Annotated in this window: 1 protein-coding gene; it reads right to left on the reverse strand. The window is 76.6% G+C overall.

What is annotated here, in order from left to right; translation table 11 throughout:
* A partial coding sequence (locus Voc01_RS51970) for a type I polyketide synthase (protein ID WP_203935221.1) occupies window positions 1-17455 on the reverse strand: 17455 nt, incomplete at its 3' end.
* Between the last annotated feature and the right edge of the window lie 115 nt (window positions 17456-17570).

Here is a 17570-nt window from a genome sequence, read left to right on the forward strand (position 1 = left end):
GACCCAGGTGGTACGCCACCCGCCCGGACAGCACGCTCGTCGCGCCGCCGGTCAGCAGGTAGCCCTCGGACCCGTCGGTGACGCCCTCGCCGTACCCGAGGTACGAGGAGCCGACGAACACGCCGGCACGGCTGCCCCGCACGGTCGACGGGTCGATCCCGGCCCGCTCGAACGCCTCCCAGCTCGTCTCCAGCAGCAGCCGCTGCTGCGGGTCCATCGCGAGCGCCTCGCGCGGCGAGATGCCGAAGAAGCCGGCGTCGAACCCGGGTGCGTCGTGCAGGAAGCCGCCGGTGCTGGCGTACGAGGTGCCGGGGTGGTCGGGGTCGGGGTGGAAGAGGTGGTCGAGGTCCCAGCCGCGGTCGACGGGGAAGCCGGTGATGCCGTCGCCGCCCTCGGAGACCAGCCGCCACAGGTCCTCGGGCCCGCGCACGCCGCCGGGGTACCGGCAGGCCATGCCGACGATGACGATCGGGTCGTGGTCGTCGGCGACGACCGCGGCCGTCACGTCCGGCGCGGGTTCGATCGCGCCGCCCAGGTGGGCGGCCAGTGCCTGCGGGGTCGGGTAGTCGAAGACGGCGGTCGCCGACAGCCGCAGGCCGGTCGCGGCGGTGAGCCGGTTGCGCAGCTCGACCGCGGTCAACGAGTCGAAGCCGAGGTCACGGAACGCGCGTGCGGGTTCGACGGCGTCGGGCGTGTGGAAGCCGAGCACCGTGGCCGCCTCGGCCCGCACGAGGTCGAGCAGCGCACCGGGCCTTTCGGCGAACCGTCCGGCGTCGGAGGGCACCACCGGGGCTTCCTCGGCGCCCAGCGCCCGCTGGACCTCGGGCAGGTCACCGATGAGCGGACGCGGACGGGCGGCGGTGAACAGCGGCGCGAACCGGTCCCAGTCGACGTCGGCGACGGCGACGGCGGTCTCGTCACCTCCGATGGCGCCGCGCAGCGCGGCGAGTGCGAGCTGCGGGTCCATCATCGGGAGCCCGCGCTGGCGCAGCAGTTCGCCGATCCCCTCGCGGGCGGCCATGCCGTCGCCGCCCCACGGTCCCCACGCGATCGACAGGGCCGTGCGGCCGGCCGCGCGGCGGCGCTCGGCGAGGGCGTCCAGGAACGCGTTGCCGGCGGCGTAGCCGGCCTGGCCGCCGCTGCCCCACGTGGCGGCGACGGAGGAGAACAGGACGAACGCGTCGAGCGGCCGGTCGGCGAGCAGTTCGTCCAGGTGCACCGCGCCGGCGACCTTGGCGACGACCTCGTCGGCGAGCTCGTCGACGCTGAGGTCGGCGATCGACGCGCCGCTGGCCACGCCGGCGGCGTGCACCACGGCGGTCAGGTCGGGCAGGGTGCGCAGCAGCGCGGCGACCGCGGCGCGGTCGCTGACGTCGCAGGTGACCACCGTGACGCGGGCGCCGAGGGCGGACAGCTCGTCGCCGAGCTCGCGGGCACCGGGCGCGTCGGCCCCGCGGCGGCTGGTCAGCACGAGGTGCGCGGCGCCGTCGGCGGCGAGCCACCGGGCGACGGCCGCGCCGAGCGCGCCGGTGCCGCCGGTCACCAGCACCGTGCCGCCCGGCCGGTACCGCGCCGTCCGGTCGCCGCCGGGCGCGCGGACCAGGCGCCGCGCGTAGACGCCGGACGACCGGACCGCGACCTGGTCCTCCGCGCCGGCGCCGGTCAGCAGCGCGGCGAGCCGGTCGACGGCCCGCCCGTCGACGGTCGCGGGCAGGTCGACGAGGCCGCCCCACCGCTGCGGCTGCTCCAGAGCGAGCACGCGGCCGAGTCCCCACAGCGGCGCGTGGCCCGGGTCGGTCACCGCGTCGGTGCGCCCGACCGCGACGGCGCCGCGCGTGGCGATCCACAGCGGCAGCGCGGCGTCGAGGTCGTGCAGGGCCTGCGCGAGGGTCAGGGTCGCGGCGACGCCGCCGGGCAGGAGCGCCTGTCCGGGGACCGGGGACGCGTCGGCCGCGAGCAGCGACAGCACCCCGGAGGCGCCGCCGGCCAGCGCGGTACGCAGCCGCCCGGCGAGGTCCCCACGACTCTCCGCGCCGACGGGGACCTCGACCACCGTCGCGCCGCGGGCACGCAGCCCGCCGATCACGTCGCCGACCCAGGCCTCGCCGGTCTCCCGCGCCGGCACGGCCACGAGCCAGGTTCCGGGGTGCGCGGAATCGGGCCGCCCGGTCAGCGGCTTCCAGGTGATCCGGTACCGCCAGCCGTCCACCACCGAGTCGTCGCGCTGGCGCCGGTGCCAGGAGGCGAGGGCCGGCAGCAGGTCGCCGAGCGGGCCGTCGCGGTCGACGGCGAGCGTGTCGGCGAGGCCGTCGAGGTCGCCGCGGTCGACCGCCGACCAGAAGCCGGCGTCGGTGCCGCCGCTCCCCGGGTCCGCGGGGGCGACGGGCTCGGGCCAGAACCGCTCCCGCTGGAACGCGTAGGTCGGCAGGTCGACCACGCGGGCGCCGGTGCCGGCGAACACGGCGGTCCAGTCGACCGGCACGCCACGCGCGTGCACCGCGCCGAGCGCGGTGGCCACGGTGAGCGGTTCGGGCCGGTCGGCCCGCAACGCCGCCACGAAGACGCCGTCCTCGACGCAGTGCTGCCCCATCGCGGCGAGCACCCCGTCGGGGCCGAGCTCCAGGTACGTGGTGACCCCGGCGGCTTCGAGGGCCTTCATCCCGTCGTGGAACCGCACCGCCTCCCGGACGTGGCTCACCCAGTACTCCGGGTCCGTCACGTCACCCGAGGCCGCGATCGGAATGGCCGGCGCCCGGAACGTGAGCGCCGACACCACCCGGCGGAACTCGTCGAGCATCGGCTCCATCAACGGCGAGTGGAACGCATGGCTCACCGTGAGCCGCTTCGCCTTGAACCCGGCCGTCACAGCCAGGACGGCCTCCTCCTCACCGGAGACCACCACCGACCGCGGCCCGTTCACCGCCGCGATGGAGACGTTCCCGCCGAGCAGCGGCAGGATCTCCTCCTCCGAGGCCCGCACCGAGACCATCGCCCCACCGGCGGGCAGCGCCTGCATCAGCCGGCCCCGCGCGCTGACCAACGTCGCCGCGTCCTCCAGCGACAGCACCCCGGCCACGTGCGCGGCCGCGACCTCACCGATCGAGTGACCGATCAGATGGTCGGGCGTGACACCCCACGATCCGAAGAGGCGGAACAGGGCCACCTCCAGCGCGAACAGCCCCATCTGCGTGTTCACCGTCTGCGAAAGCAGATCAGCGTCGTCGCCGAAGACGACCTCGCGCACCGGGCCGTCGAGGTGGGCGCAGGCCGCGTCGAACGCGTCGGCGAACACCGGGTACGCCTCGTACAGCTCCCGACCCATGCCCGGACGCTGCGAGCCCTGCCCGGTGAACAGGAACGCCAGCCGACCCGACGCCGGCGTGCCGGTCACGACACCCGGCGCGGCTTCGCCCCGGGACAGCAGGGTCAACGCGCGGGCGACCTCGTCGCGGTCGGTGGCGACGAGCGCGGCCCGGTGCGCCAGGGCGGCCCGGGTGGTCGCCGTCGAACGCGCCACGTCGAGGAGGTCGACGTCGGTGCCGGTCAGGAGAGCCGCGAGGCGACCCGCCTGCGCCGCCAGCGCCGGCGGGGTCGCGCCCGACAGCAGCAGCGGGCGCGGCGCGCGCTCGGCCGGGGTTCCGGTCGGGGCCGGCTCGTCGGCCGGTGCCTCCTCGATGATGGTGTGCGCGTTGGTCCCGCTGATGCCGAACGACGAGATCCCGGCGCGGCGCGGCCGGTCGCCGGCCGGCCACCCCACCCGCTCGGTGAGCAGCTCGACGGCGCCGGCCGACCAGTCGACGTGCGGCGACGGCTCGTCGGCGTGCAGGGTGCGCGGCAGTTCGCCGTGGCGCATCGCCATGACCATCTTGATGACGCCGGCGACCCCGGCGGCGGCCTGGGTGTGGCCGAGGTTCGACTTGAGCGCGCCCAGCCGCACCGGCCGGTCGGCCGGCCGGTCCTGACCGTAGGTGGCGATGATCGCCTGCGCCTCGATCGGGTCGCCCAGCACCGTGCCGGTGCCGTGCGCCTCGACCGCGTCGACGTCCACAGTGGACAGACCCGCGCTGGCCAGCGCCTGGCGGATGACCCGCTGCTGCGCCGGTCCGTTCGGAGCCGTCAGACCGTTCGACGCGCCGTCCTGGTTCACCGCACTGCCCCGCACGACCGCGAGCACCGGGCGGCCGTGGCGCCGCGCGTCGGACAGCCGCTCCAGCAGGAGCAGCCCGGCACCCTCGGCCCAGCCGGTGCCGTCGGCGCCCGCGCCGAAGGCCTTGCAGCGGCCGTCGGGCGACAGGCCGCGCTGGCGGCTGAACTCCACGAACACGCCGGGGTCGGCCATCACGGTCACGCCGCCGGCGAGCGCCAGCGAGCACTCGCCCTGCCGCAGCGCCTGCGCCGCGAGGTGCAGCGCGACCAGCGACGACGAGCAGGCCGTGTCGACGGTGACCGCCGGGCCTTCGAGGCCGAGCAGGTACGCGATGCGCCCGGACAGCACGCTGCCCGCGTTGCCGGTGAGGGTGAAGCCCTCGTCGCCGAGGTCGGAGAGCAGCCCGGAGTAGGCCTGTCCGGTGTTGCCGACGTAGACGCCCGCCCGCTGCCCACCCAGCGACGTCGGGTCGATCCCGGCCCGCTCGAACGCCTCCCACGCCGTCTCCAGCAGCAGCCGCTGCTGCGGGTCCATCGCGAGCGCCTCGCGCGGGCTGATCCGGAAGAAGCCCGGGTCGAACTCGCCGGCGTCGTAGAGGAAGCCGCCGGTGCGGGCGTAGGTGGTGCCCGGGTGGGCGGGGTCGGGGTGGAACAGGCCGTCGAGGTCCCAGCCGCGGTCGGTGGGGAAGCCGCCGATCACGTCGTCGCCGGCGGCGAGGACGCGCCACAGGTCCTCGGGTGACCGGACGCCGCCGGGGAACCGGCAGCTCATCCCGACGATCGCGATCGGGTCGTCGGCGGTGACGGCCACCGGTGCCGCGGCGACGTCGGCGGCGGACGCGCCGAGCAGGAACGCGGCGAGCGCGGTCGGATTCGGGTGGTCGAAGACGACGGTGGCGGGCAGCCGCTGGTCGGTCGCGGCGACGAGCCGGTTGCGCAGCTCCACCGCGGTCAGCGAGTCGAAGCCCAGCTCGCGGAAGGCCCGCGTCGGCTCGACCGCGGCGGGCGAGGGCAGCCCGAGCACCGCGGCCGCCTCGGCGCGCACGAGGTCGAGCAGCGCGCGGGACCGCTCGGCCCGGTCGAGGCCGGCGAGCCGGTCCGGCGCGGCCCGGTCGGCACCGGGGGCGGTGGTCGCGGGTGCGAGGTCGGGCAGGTCGCGCACGAGCGGGCCGGGCCGGTCGCCGGCGAACCGGGGCCAGTCGACGTCGGCGATCGCCACGTACGTCTCGTCGTGGTCGAGGGCCTGCTGCAGGCCGGCCATCGCGAGGTCGGGGTCCATGCCCGGCAGGCCCCGGCGGCGCAGCCGGTCGCCGGTCTCGCCGTCGGCGCGGCCGCCGCCGCTCCAGGCGCCCCACGCGATCGAGGTCGCCGGCAGCCCGTCCTGGCGGCGCCGGACCGCGAGCGCGTCGAGGAACGCGTTCGCCGCGGCGTAGTTGGCCTGGCCCGGGTTGCCGAGTCCGCCGCTGACCGACGAGAACACGACGAACGCGTCGAGACCGCTGGTGAGCTCGTGCAGGTTGACCGCGGCGTCGACCTTCGCCCGCAGCACCGGCTCGAACCGGTCGGGCGTCAGCGAGTCGAGCACGCCGTCGTCGAGGACGACCGCGGCGTGGAACACCGCCGTCGGCGGGTACTCGGCGAGCAGCGCCGCGACCGCGTCGCGGTCGGCCGTGTCGCAGGCCACCACCGCGACCCGCGCGCCCAGCTCGTCGACGAGGTCCCGCGCGCCGGGCGCGGCCATCCCGCGGCGGCTGGTGAGCACGACCCGGTCGGCGCCGTTGGCGACCAGCCACCGGCCGACCCGGGCACCGAGCGCCCCGGTACCGCCGGTGACGAGCACAGTCCCCGACGGCCGCCACTGCCGCGCCGGTTCCTTCCCGGCGAGGGGCGCGCGGACGAGCCGCCGCGCGAACACGCCGTTGGCGCGCACCGCCGCCTGGTTCTCGTCGGACGCCAGCACCGCGGCCAGCCGCCGGCCGGCCCGCTCGTCGAGCACCTCCGGCAGGTCGACCAGGCCGCCCCAGCGGTCGGGGTGCTCCAGGGCCGCCACGCGGCCGAGGCCCCAGACCATCGCCTGCCGCGGCTGGGCCAGCGGGTCGAACCGGCCCACCGACACCGCGCCGCGGGTCAGGCACCACAGCGGCGCCTCGATCCCGGCGTCGCCGAGGGCCTGCACCAGCACCGCCGTCGCCGCCGGGCCGTCCGTCGCCGCCGCGACCACCCCGGCGAACGACCCGCCCAGCCCGGCGAGCGTGGCCGCCAGCTCGGCGCGGTCGAACGACTGCATGGTGACCGCGACGGCCTCGGCGCCGTTGGCCGCCAGCACCTCGGGGAGCCCGGGCGCGCCGACGACCAGCCACCGCCCGGACAGGCGCGCCGCTCCGAGGTCGGTGACCGGCCTCCACGTCTCGCGGTACCGCCAGCTGTCCACAGTGGACTCACGGCGCCGCTCGTTCCGCCACGACGCCAGCGCCGGCAGCACACCCTCCAGCGCCGCGCTCTCCACCCGCAGCGCGTCGGCCAGGGTACCGAGGTCGCCCTGCTCGACCGCGGCCCAGAACCGCCCGTCGACCGGGTCGGCTCCGGTGGCGGTCCGCGCGGGCACCTCCAGCCAGTACCGGTCGCGCTGGAACGCGTACGTCGGCAGGTCGACCCGGCCGGCGCCGGGGAACAGCACGGCCCAGTTCACGTCGACGCCGGCGGTCCACGCCTGCGCCATCGACGCGACGAACCGGTCGGCGCCGCCCTGCTCGCGGCGCAGCGACCCGAACGCCACGACGTCGTCGGCCATCGCCTGCACGCCGCCGGTCAGCACCGGGTGCGGGCTGCACTCGAGGAACACCGCGAGGCCGCGGTCGAGGAGGCCGCCGACGGTCTCGTCGAAGCGCACCGGCTCGCGCAGGTTGCGGTACCAGTACGCGGCGTCGAGGCCGGCGGTGTCGAGGACATCGCCGGTCACGGTCGAGTGGAACGGGACCGTCGACGCGACCGCCCGCACCTCGGCCAGCTGCTCCAGCAGCAGTTCGCGGACCGGCTCGACGCGCGGCGAGTGCGACGCGTAGTCCACCGCGATGCGCCGGACCCGCGGGTCGGCGGCGAGCAGCTCCTCCACCGCCGCCGGGTCTCCGGCGACCACCACGTGCGCGGGACCGTTGACCGCCGCGACGGTCAGCCGACCGTCCCAGGTGGACACCAGCGCGCGCACCTCGTCGACGGGCAGCGGCACCGACGCCATCCCGCCGGTCCCGGCAAGCTCCTGTGCCAGCAACCGCGAGCGGACGGCGACGATGCGCGCGCCGTCCTCCCGGGTCACCGCGCCCGCGACGACGGCCGCGGCGATCTCGCCCTGCGAGTGCCCGACGACCGCCGCCGGCTCGACGCCGGCCGCCCGCCACAGCGCGGCGAGCGAGACCATCACCGCCCACAGCGCGGGCTGCACGACGTCGACGCGCTCCAGCGCCGCCGGATCGCGCAGCGCCTCGTCCAGCGACCAGTCCACGTGCGCGGCCAGCGCGCGGCCGCAGGCGTCGAGTTCGGCGCGGAACACCGGCGACACCGCGGCCAGCTCCACCGCCATGCCGACCCACTGCGAGCCCTGGCCGGGGAAGACGAACACCGCGTCCCGCCCGCTGGCCGTGGCCACGCCACCGACCACCGACGCCGACGGCTCCCCCGCGGCCAGCGCCGCCAGGCCCGACGGGTCGAGCACGACCGCCCGGTTCTCCAGCGCCGCCCGGCCGGCCACCAGCGACCAGCCGACGTCGGCGGGGTCCGACAGGGTCCCCGCCAGGCGCGCGGCCTGTCCGCGCAGGGCCTGCTCGCCCCGCGCCGACAGCGGCCACGGCGCCGGTGCGGCGCCGTCGAACAGTGGCGCCACGTCGTGTGCCGGTGCGGTGACCGGCGGAGCCTGCTCCACCACGAGATGCGCGTTGGTGCCGCTCACGCCGAACGACGACACGCCCGCGCGCCGCACCCGACCGTCCGCGGGCCACTCCACCGCGTCGGTGAGCAGCCGCACGGACCCGGAGGTCCAGTCGACGTGCCGCGACGGCTCGTCGACGTGCAGGGTGCGCGGCAGCGACCCGTGGCGCAGCGCCAGCACCATCTTCATCACCGCGGCGACGCCGGCGGCGGCCTGGGTGTGCCCCAGGTTCGACTTCAGCGAGCCGAGCCACAGCGGCCGGTCCGACGGCCGGTCCTGGCCGTACGTCGCGAGCACGGCCTGCGCCTCGATCGGGTCGCCGAGCGTGGTGCCGGTGCCGTGCGCCTCCACCGCGTCGACGTCCACAGTGGACAGACCGGCGTCGGCGAGAGCGGCGCGGATCACCTGCTGCTGCGCCGGTCCGTTCGGGGCGGTCAGCCCGTTGGACGCGCCGTCCTGGTTGACCGCGCTGCCCCGGATCACCGCGAGCACCGGGTGCCCGGCGGCGACCGCGTCGGAGACGCGCATCAGCAGCAGCACGCCGGCGCCCTCGGCGAAACCGGTGCCGTCGGCGCCGGCCGCGAACGAGCGGCAGCGGCCGTCGGGCGACAGCCCGCGCTGGCGCGAGAACTCGATGAACGTGGTCGGCCGCGCCATCACGCTGACGCCGGCGGCCAGCGCCATCGCGCACTCCCCGCGCCGCAGCGCCTGCACGGCCAGGTGGGTGGCGACCAGCGACGAGGAGCAGGCGGTGTCCACGGACACCGCGGGACCGGTCAGGCCGAAGGTGTACGCGATCCGGCCGGACGCGACGCTGCCGTAGCTGCCGGTACCGACGTAGCCTTCGAGGCCCTCCGGCACCCGGTCGAGGCCGGAGGCGTAGTCGCCGTACATGATCCCGACGTACACGCCGGTCTGCGACCCGCGCACCGACACCGGGTCGATGCCGGCCCGCTCGAACGCCTCCCAGCTCGTCTCCAGCAGCAGGCGCTGCTGCGGGTCCATCGCCACGGCCTCGCGCGGCGAGATGCCGAAGAACGCCGGGTCGAACCGGTCGGCGTCGTGCAGGAACCCGCCGGTGCGCACGTAACTGGTGCCCGGCCGCTCCGGGTCCGGGTCGTAGAGGGCGTCGAGGTCCCAGCCGCGGTTGACCGGGAAGTCGGAGACGGTCTCGCCGCCGGTGTCGACCAGCCGCCACAGGTCCTCGGGTGAGGCGACGCCGCCGGGGAAGCGGCAGCTCATCGCGACGATCGCGATCGGCTCGTCGGTGGACGCGCCCGTACGGACCGCGACGGTCGTCGAGGGCGCCGTGTCCGTCACCCGCTCGCGCAGGAACGCGGTGAGCGCGGCCGGCGTCGGGTGGTCGAAGACCAGCGTGCCGGGCATCGTCAGCCCGGTGGCCGCCTGCAGCCGGTTGCGCAGCTCGACGCCGGTGAGCGAGTCGAAGCCGAGGTCCTTGAACGGGCGGTCGGGCGCGACGGCCGCGGTGCCGGCGAGCCCGAGCACGGTCGCGACGTGACCGGTGACCAGGTCGCGCAGCGCGCGTTCCCGGTCGGCCTCCGGCAGCGCGGCGGTCCGCTCGGCCCAGCCCGCACGGGTCTGCTCCCCGGCCGCCGCCTGCCTGCGGACCGGTGCCCGGACCAGCCCCCGGAAGACCGCGGGGAGCGTGCCCTCGGTGGCGCGGGCGCGCAGGGCCGCGAAGCGCAGCCGGGCCGGCACGGTGACCGGGTCCGGGCCGGCGAGCGCGGCGTCGAACAGCGCGAGTCCCTCGGCGGTGGGCATCGGCGCGATCCCGGACCGGCCCATCCGCTCGATGTCCTGCCGGTCGAGGTGACCGGTCATGCCGCTGGCCGAGGCCCACAGGCCCCACCCGAGCGAGGCGGCGGCCAGCCCGCGGGCGTGGCGGTGCTGGGCGAGGGCGTCGAGGAACGCGTTGCCGGCCGCGTAGTTGGCCTGGCCGGCGTAGCCGATCGTGGCGACCACGGAGGAGAACATCGCGAAGACGGCGAGGTCGGCGTCGGCGGTGAGCTCGTGCAGGTGCCAGGCGGCGTCGACCTTCGGCCGCAGCACGGTGTCGAGCTGGGCGGCGGTCATGGTGGCGACGAGCGAGTCGTCGAGGACGCCCGCGGTGTGCACCACGCCGGTCAGCGGGCGGTCGGCGGGAACCTTCAGGAGCAGCGCGGTGAGCTGGCCGCGGTCGGTGACGTCGCAGGCCTCCACGCGCACGCTCGCCGCGCCCGCCCCGACCAGGTCGGCGACCAGGTCCTCGACGCCGTCGGCGTCGCGGCCGCGGCGGCTGACCAGCATCAGATGGCGGACCCCGTGCGTGGTTACGAGGTGGCGGGCCAGCAGGACGCCGAGCGTCCCGGTGCCGCCGGTGACGAGCACGGTGCCGTCCGGGTCCAGGGTCGGCGCCGTTCCGGCCGGCCGGGTGCGGGTCAGGCGGGGCGCGTAGGCCGTTCCGTCCCGCATCGCGACCTGCGGCTCGCCGGTGGAGACCGCCAGCCGTACGTGGTCGGAGGCGTCGTACTCGTCGAGGTCGACGAGGGTGAACCGGCCCGGGTGCTCCGACTGGGCCGAGCGCAGCAGGCCCCACAGCGGCGCGGCGGCCGGGTCGTCGACCCGGTCGTCGGCCAGCGCGCCGACGGCGCCGGAGGTCACCACGGCCAGGTGCGAGCCGGCGGTCCGGTGGTCGGCGAGCCACTCCCGCAGCAGCGTGCGGGCGTCGTCGGTGACCGCGTGCGAGTCGGGCACGACGTCGCCGGCACCGGCGGCGCGGTACACGACGAGCCCCGGCACACCCCCTGCGAGGGCGGCGGCGAGCGCGCCGGCGCCGCGGATCACCGTCGGCACGGGAACCTCGGTGACGGCCGTCGGCACCGGCGTCCAGCTGAGCCTGTACAGGCTGGTGGAGCGGCCCTGGCCGGGGTCGGCGGCCAGGCGCCGCGGGTCGACCGGGCGCAGCGCGAGCGCGCCGACGGAGACCAGCGCGGTGCCGTCGGCGTCGGCCAGGTCCAACCGCACGGAGTCGGTGCCCGCGGGACCGATGCGCACGCGCGCCGCGGTGGCACCCGTGGCGTGCAGCCGCACGTCGGTCCACGAGAACGGCAGCGGCGGGTTCCCGTCGCCGGCGCCCACCACGGCGTGCAGGGCGGCGTCGAGCAGGGCGGGGTGCACGGCGTACCGGGCGGCGTCGGGCGCCTCCTCCTCGTCGAGGCGCACCTCGGCGAAGGTCTCGTCGCCGCGCCGCCACATCGCGCGCAGGCCCTGGAACGCCGGCCCGTACTCGTAGCCGGCGGCGGCGAGCCGCTCGTAGTGGCCGGTGAGGTCGACCGGTTCCGCGCCGGCCGGCGGCCACTGCGCGTCCCACGCCACGGGTGCGGGGGCGGCGCCGCGGAGCACACCGGTGGCGTGCCGGCGCCAGGGCCGCTCGCCCGCCGGGTCGTCGGTGTCCGGGCCGGGCCGCGAGTGGACGCGCACCTGGTACGCGCCCGACTCGTCCACTGTGGACAGACTGACCTGCACCTCGACCGGCTCGCCCGGGTACAGCGGGAGCGGGCTCTCGATGGTCAGCTCGGCGATGCCGTCGGCACCGACCCGCTCCCCGGCGGCGAGCGCGAACTCGACGAACGCCGTTCCCGGCAGCAGCACGGTGCCCGCGACCGCGTGGTCGTTCAGCCACGGCTGGCCGCCCAGCGCGACCCGGCCGGTCAGCACGAGGCCGCCGTCGTCGGCGAGGTCGACGGTCGCGCCGAGCAGCGGGTGGCCGGAGGTGCCGGTCCCGGCGCCGGCGGCCGGCGCGTCGAGCCAGAACCGCCGCCGCTGGAACGGGTACGTGGGCAGGTCGGCCGGGACGCTCGCGGGGAGCAGGCCGGCCCAGTCGACGGGTACGCCGTGGGTCCAGGCGCGGCCCAGCGACAGCAGGAACCGGTCCCAGCCGCCCTCGTTGCGCGCCAGCGAGCCGAGCACGACGGCGCCCGGCTCGCCGGCGGCGTCGACGCTGTCCTGCAGGCCCACGGCGAGCACCGGGTGCGGGCTGCACTCGACGAACGTGCGGTAGCCGTCGGCGAGCAGGGCCCGGGTCGCCTCGTCGAAGCGGACGGTGGTGCGCAGGTTCCGGTACCAGTAGGCGCCGTTGAGGCCGGTGGGGTCGGCCGGCGCGCCGGTGACCGTGGAGTAGAACGCCGTACCGGTCGCCCGCGGGGCGAGGCCGGCGAGCAGGTCGGCCAGCCGGTCCTCGAGCTCCTCCACGTGCGCGGAGTGCGAGGCGTAGTCGACCGGCACACGGCGGGCCCGCACGTCGGTCGCCTCGCACGCGGCGACGAGCTCGTCGAGCGCCGCCGGGTCGCCGGCGACGACCGTCGACGCGGGTCCGTTGACGGCCGCGACCTCGATCCGGTCGCCCCACCGCTCCAGCAGCGCGCGGACCCGGTCGACCGGCAGCGGCAGCGACACCATCCCGCCGCGCCCGGCGAGCGCGACGATGGCCTGGCTGCGCAGGGCCACCGCGCGGGCGCCGTCCTCCAGCGACAGCGCACCGGCCACGACGGCGGCCGCGATCTCGCCCTGCGAGTGACCGACGACCGCGTCGGGGACGACGCCGGCCGACCGCCACAGCTCGGCGAGCGACACCATCACCGCGAACAGGGCCGGCTGCACCACGTCGACCCGGTCGAGCGACGGCGCGCCGGGCTCGCCGCGCAGCACCGCGGTCAGCGACCAGTCGGTGTGGCGGCCCAGCGCCTGCTCGCACTCGGCGATCCGGTCGCGGAACACCGGCGACCCGTCGAGGAGGCCGAGCGCCATGCCGGCCCACTGCGAGCCCTGCCCGGGGAAGACGAACACGGTGCGGCCGCGGCCGGTCGCGGTGCCCTGCGCGACACCGGGTGCCGGTTCACCGGCGGCGACGGCGGCGAGGCCGGCCCGCCGGGTCTCCACGGTGCCGGCGACGACCACGGCCCGGTGCGCGAACGCCGACCGGGTGGTGGCCAGCGCGAGCGCGACCCCGGCCGGGTCACCCAGCTCGGCGAGCCGGGCGGCCTGCGCGCGGACCGCCTCGGTGCTGTGGCCGGACAGGATCCACGGGGTGTCCCCGTCCGGCGCTCCGGTGGTTTCCGCCGCGGTGTCGGCCGCTTCCAGAACCACGTGCGCGTTGGTCCCGCTGATCCCGAACGACGACACGGCGGCCCGGCGCGGACGTTCCCCGGCCGGCCACGGCACGCCCTCGGCGAGCAGTTCGACCGCGCCGGCCGTCCAGTCCACGTGCGGCGACGGCTCGTCGGCGTGCAGCGTGCGCGGCAGCTCGCCATGGCGCATCGCCATGACCATCTTGATGACGCCACCGACACCGGCGGCGGCCTGCGTGTGGCCGATGTTCGACTTCAACGACCCGAGGCGCACCGGCGTCGACCGGTCCTGCCCGTACGTGGCGGCGATCGCGCCGGCCTCGATCGGGTCGCCGAGAACGGTTCCGGTGCCGTGCGCCTCCACGGCGTCCACATCGGACGGTCGCAGGCCCGCGACCGCCAGCGCCTGCCGGATCACGCGCTCCTGCGACGGTCCGTTCGGCGCGGTGAGGCCGTTGGACGCGCCGTCCTGGTTGATGGCCGAGCCGCGCAGCACGGCGAGCACCCGGTGCCCGTGGCGGCGGGCGTCGGACAGCTTCTCCAGCACCAGGATCCCGGCGCCCTCCGACCAGCCGGTGCCGTCGGCGCCGGCGCCGAACGCCTTGCAGCGCCCGTCGGGCGACAGGCCGCGTTGCCGGCTGAACTCGACGAACATGCCCGGTGACGACATGACCGCGACGCCGCCGGCCAGCGCGAGGTCGCACTCGCCCAGGCGCAGCGCCTGCGCGGCCAGGTGGACGGCCACCAGCGACGACGAGCAGGCGGTGTCGACGGTGACCGCGGGGCCTTCGAGGCCGAGGGTGTACGCCACCCGGCCGGAGACGACGCTGGCGGTGTTGCCGGTGAGCAGGTACCCCTCGGCGCCGTCGGCCGGCTCGTGCAGCCGCGGCCCGTAGTCCTGCGACATCGCGCCGACGAACACACCGGTCGGGGTGGTGCGCAGCGAGCCGGGCGCGAGGCGGGCGTTCTCCAGCGCCTCCCAGCTCGTCTCGAGCAGCAGCCGCTGCTGCGGGTCCATCGCGGTGGCCTCGCGCGGGCTGATCCCGAAGAACTCGGCGTCGAAGCGGTCGGCGTCGTAGAGGAATCCGCCGTGGCGGGTGTAGGAGCGGCCGGGCCGCCCGGGTTCGGGGTCGTAGAGCGCGTCGAGGTCCCAGCCGCGGTTGTCGGGGAACGGGCCGATCGCGTCGACGCCGTCGCGGGCCAGCCGCCACAGGTCCTCGGGGTCGGTGACGCCGCCCGGGTAACGGCAGGCCATGCCGACAATGGCGATCGGCTCGTCGGCTCCGGTGGGCACGGCGGTCGCGGCCGGCGCGTCGGTGCCCGCGGACGGGCCGCCGCCGAGCCGCTCGCGCAGGTAGGCGACGAGCGTGGCCGGCGTCGGGTAGTTGTAGAGCAGCGCCGACGGTAGTCGCAGGCCGGTGGCCGCGGTGAGCCGGTCACGCAGCTCGACGGCGGTCAGGGAGTCGAACCCGAGGTCCTTGAACGGCAGGTCCGTGTCGACGGTCTCCGGGGTGACGTGCCCGAGCACCAGCGCGACCGACGTGCGCACCAGGTCCTCGGGGTCGAGCGCGGCCGGCGGCTCGTCCACCGCCTCGACGGGTTCGGTGGCGGCCACCGCGCGGAGCGGCGCCGGCGCGGCGTCGACCCAGAAGCGGCGGCGCTGGAACGCGTACGTGGGCAGCGGCACCCGCCGCCCGCCGTACGCGGCGAGCCCGAACGACCAGTCGACCGGCGCGCCGGTGACGTGCAGGTGCGCGAGCGCGGCGGTGAACACGGCCGGCTCGGGGCGGTCGCGGCGCAGGGTCGCGGCGAGCGCCGCCGGGCCGGTCAGGCACTCCCGCGCCATCGCGGTCGCCACGCCGTCGGGGCCGAGCTCCAGGTACCGCGTGACGCCCACGGACTCCAGGTGCCGCACCGCGTCGAGGAACCGCACGGCGTGCCGGACGTGGCGCACCCAGTACTCCGGCATGCACAGCTCGTCCGGGTCCGCCGCACGGCCGGTGAGCGTGGAGACGATCGGGATGACCGGCCGTGCGTACCGCACCGTCGCGGCGACGGCGTGGAACTCCTCCAGCATCGGGTCGAGCCGGTGCGAGTGGAACGCGTGGCTCACGCGCAGCCGCTTCGTGCGGCGGCCGAGCGCGGCGACGTGGTCGACGACCGCGGTGACGGCGTCGTCGTCGCCGGAGACCACGACCGACGTCGGCCCGTTGACCGCGGCCAGCCCGACGCGCTCGCCCAGCAGCGGCAGCACCTCGTCCTCGCCCGCCTCGACGGCCGCCATCGCGCCGCCGCCGGGCAGCCGCTGGATGAGCCGGCCGCGGGCGGCCACCAGCGCGGCCGCGTCGGCGAGCGACATGACGCCGGCGACGTGCGCGGCGGCCAGCTCGCCGACGGAGTGCCCGGCCAGCAGGTCGGGTGCCGCACCCCAGCTGTCGAGCAGGCGGTACAGGGCCACCTCGACGGCGAACAGGGCCGGCTGGGTGTACTCGGTGCGGTCGATCAGGTCGGCGTCGGGCCCACCCGGCCCGGCGAACGCCACGTCGCGCAGCGGGCGGTCCAGGTGCGGGGCGAACGCGTCGCAGACCCGGTCGAACGCCTCGGCGAACGCCGGGTACGCCGCGTACAGCTCGCGGCCGGCGCCGGCCCGCTGGCTGCCCTGCCCGGCGAACAGGTAGGCGGTGGCTCCCGCGTCCGGCACGGCGCGTCCGGTGACGACCGTCGCCGTCTCCTCGCCGGCGGCCAGCGCGGCCAGTCCCCTCCGGGCCTCCGCGCGGTCGGCGGCCAGCACGACCGCGCGGTGCGCGAACACCGACCGCGTCGTGGCCAGCGACCAGGTGAGGTCGGTCTCCGCGTCGTCGGACCGGTCGAGGTGCGCGGCCAGCCGGGCCGCCTGCGCGCGCAGCGCGGTCTGCGTCTTGCCCGACACCACCCACGGCAGCAGGCCGGTGGTCTCCGGGTCGGGTTCGGCGTCGACGGCGGGCGCGCTGGCGAGCACGACGTGGCAGTTCGTGCCGCCCATGCCGAAGGAGCTGACACCGGCGTAGAGCGTGCCGTCGGGCCGCGGCCAGTCGGTGGTCGCGGTCGGCACGCGCAGGTTGAGCTCGTCGAGCGGGATCTCCGGGTTCGGGGTGACGAAGTTGAGGCTCGCCGGGATGCTCCGGTGCCGGATCGCCAGGGCGGCCTTCAGCAGACCGACGATGCCGGCGGCGCCTTCGAGGTGGCCGACGTTCGTCTTGGCCGACCCGACCACGAGCGGGTCGTCCGTCGGACGGGCCGCGCCGAGCGTGGCGCCGAGCGCCGCCGCCTCGACCGGGTCGCCCACCCGGGTTCCGGTGCCGTGCAGCTCGACGTACTGGACGTCGGCGGGCCGCACGCCCGCGCGCCGGTACGCCTGCCGGATGACGCCCTGCTGGGCGGAGCGGCTCGGCACGGTGAGCCCCTCGGTGGCGCCGTCGTTGTTGACCGCGCTGCCGTGGATGACGCAGTAGACCGGGTCGCCGTCCTCGAGCGCGGCCCGCAACGGCTTGAGGACCACCGCGCCGCCGCCCTCGCCGCGCACGTAGCCGTTGGCGCGGGCGTCGAAGGTGAAGCAGCGTCCGTCCGGCGACAGCCCGCCGAACTGCGCGGCGCCGGCGGTGCTCTCCGGCACCAGGTTCAGGTTCACGCCGCCGGCGATCGCCACCCGCGACTCGCCCGAGAGCAGGCTCGCGCACGCCATGTGCACGGCGACCAGCGAGGAGGACTGTGCCGCGTCGACGGTGAGGCTGGGCCCGTGCAGGCCGAGCACGTACGAGATGCGGTTGGCGATGATGCTGCGGTGCGTGCCCGTGACGGTGTGCGGCGTGATGGCCGCGGACCCCGTGCGGTACAGCAGGGTGGCGTAGTCGTCCCAGATCGCGCCGACGAACACGCCGGTGGACGTGCCGCCGAGGTCGGCCGGCACGATGCCGGCGTCCTCCAGCGCCTCCCAGCTCAGCTCCAGCATCAGCCGCTGCTGCGGGTCCATGGCGGCGGCCTCGCGCGGGGCGATGCCGAAGAACGCCGGGTCGAAGTGACCCACCCGGTCGATGAACCCGCCCCGGCGCGGCAGGTCGCCCGGGTAGGTCTCGGGGTCCCAGCGGTCGGCGGGCACCTCGGTGATGGCCGACCGCCCGTCGCGCAGCAGCTGCCAGAAGGCACCGATGCCCGGTGCCGACGGCAGTCGGCACGCGGCGCCGACGATCGCGATGCTGTCGTTGTCGGCTGCGAAGGAGCTCAAAGCCGGCCTCCCCGAAGGCATGCTCGTCTCGGCCCACGCATCCCACTCGCGGGGCCGGACAAGGAGATTCGATCGTGTGGCGGCTGGTGCGCTCCGCCTCTTCAGCGCTTCTGAT

This window comes from Virgisporangium ochraceum, assembly GCF_016863655.1.
GTDB lineage: Bacteria > Actinomycetota > Actinomycetes > Mycobacteriales > Micromonosporaceae > Virgisporangium > Virgisporangium ochraceum.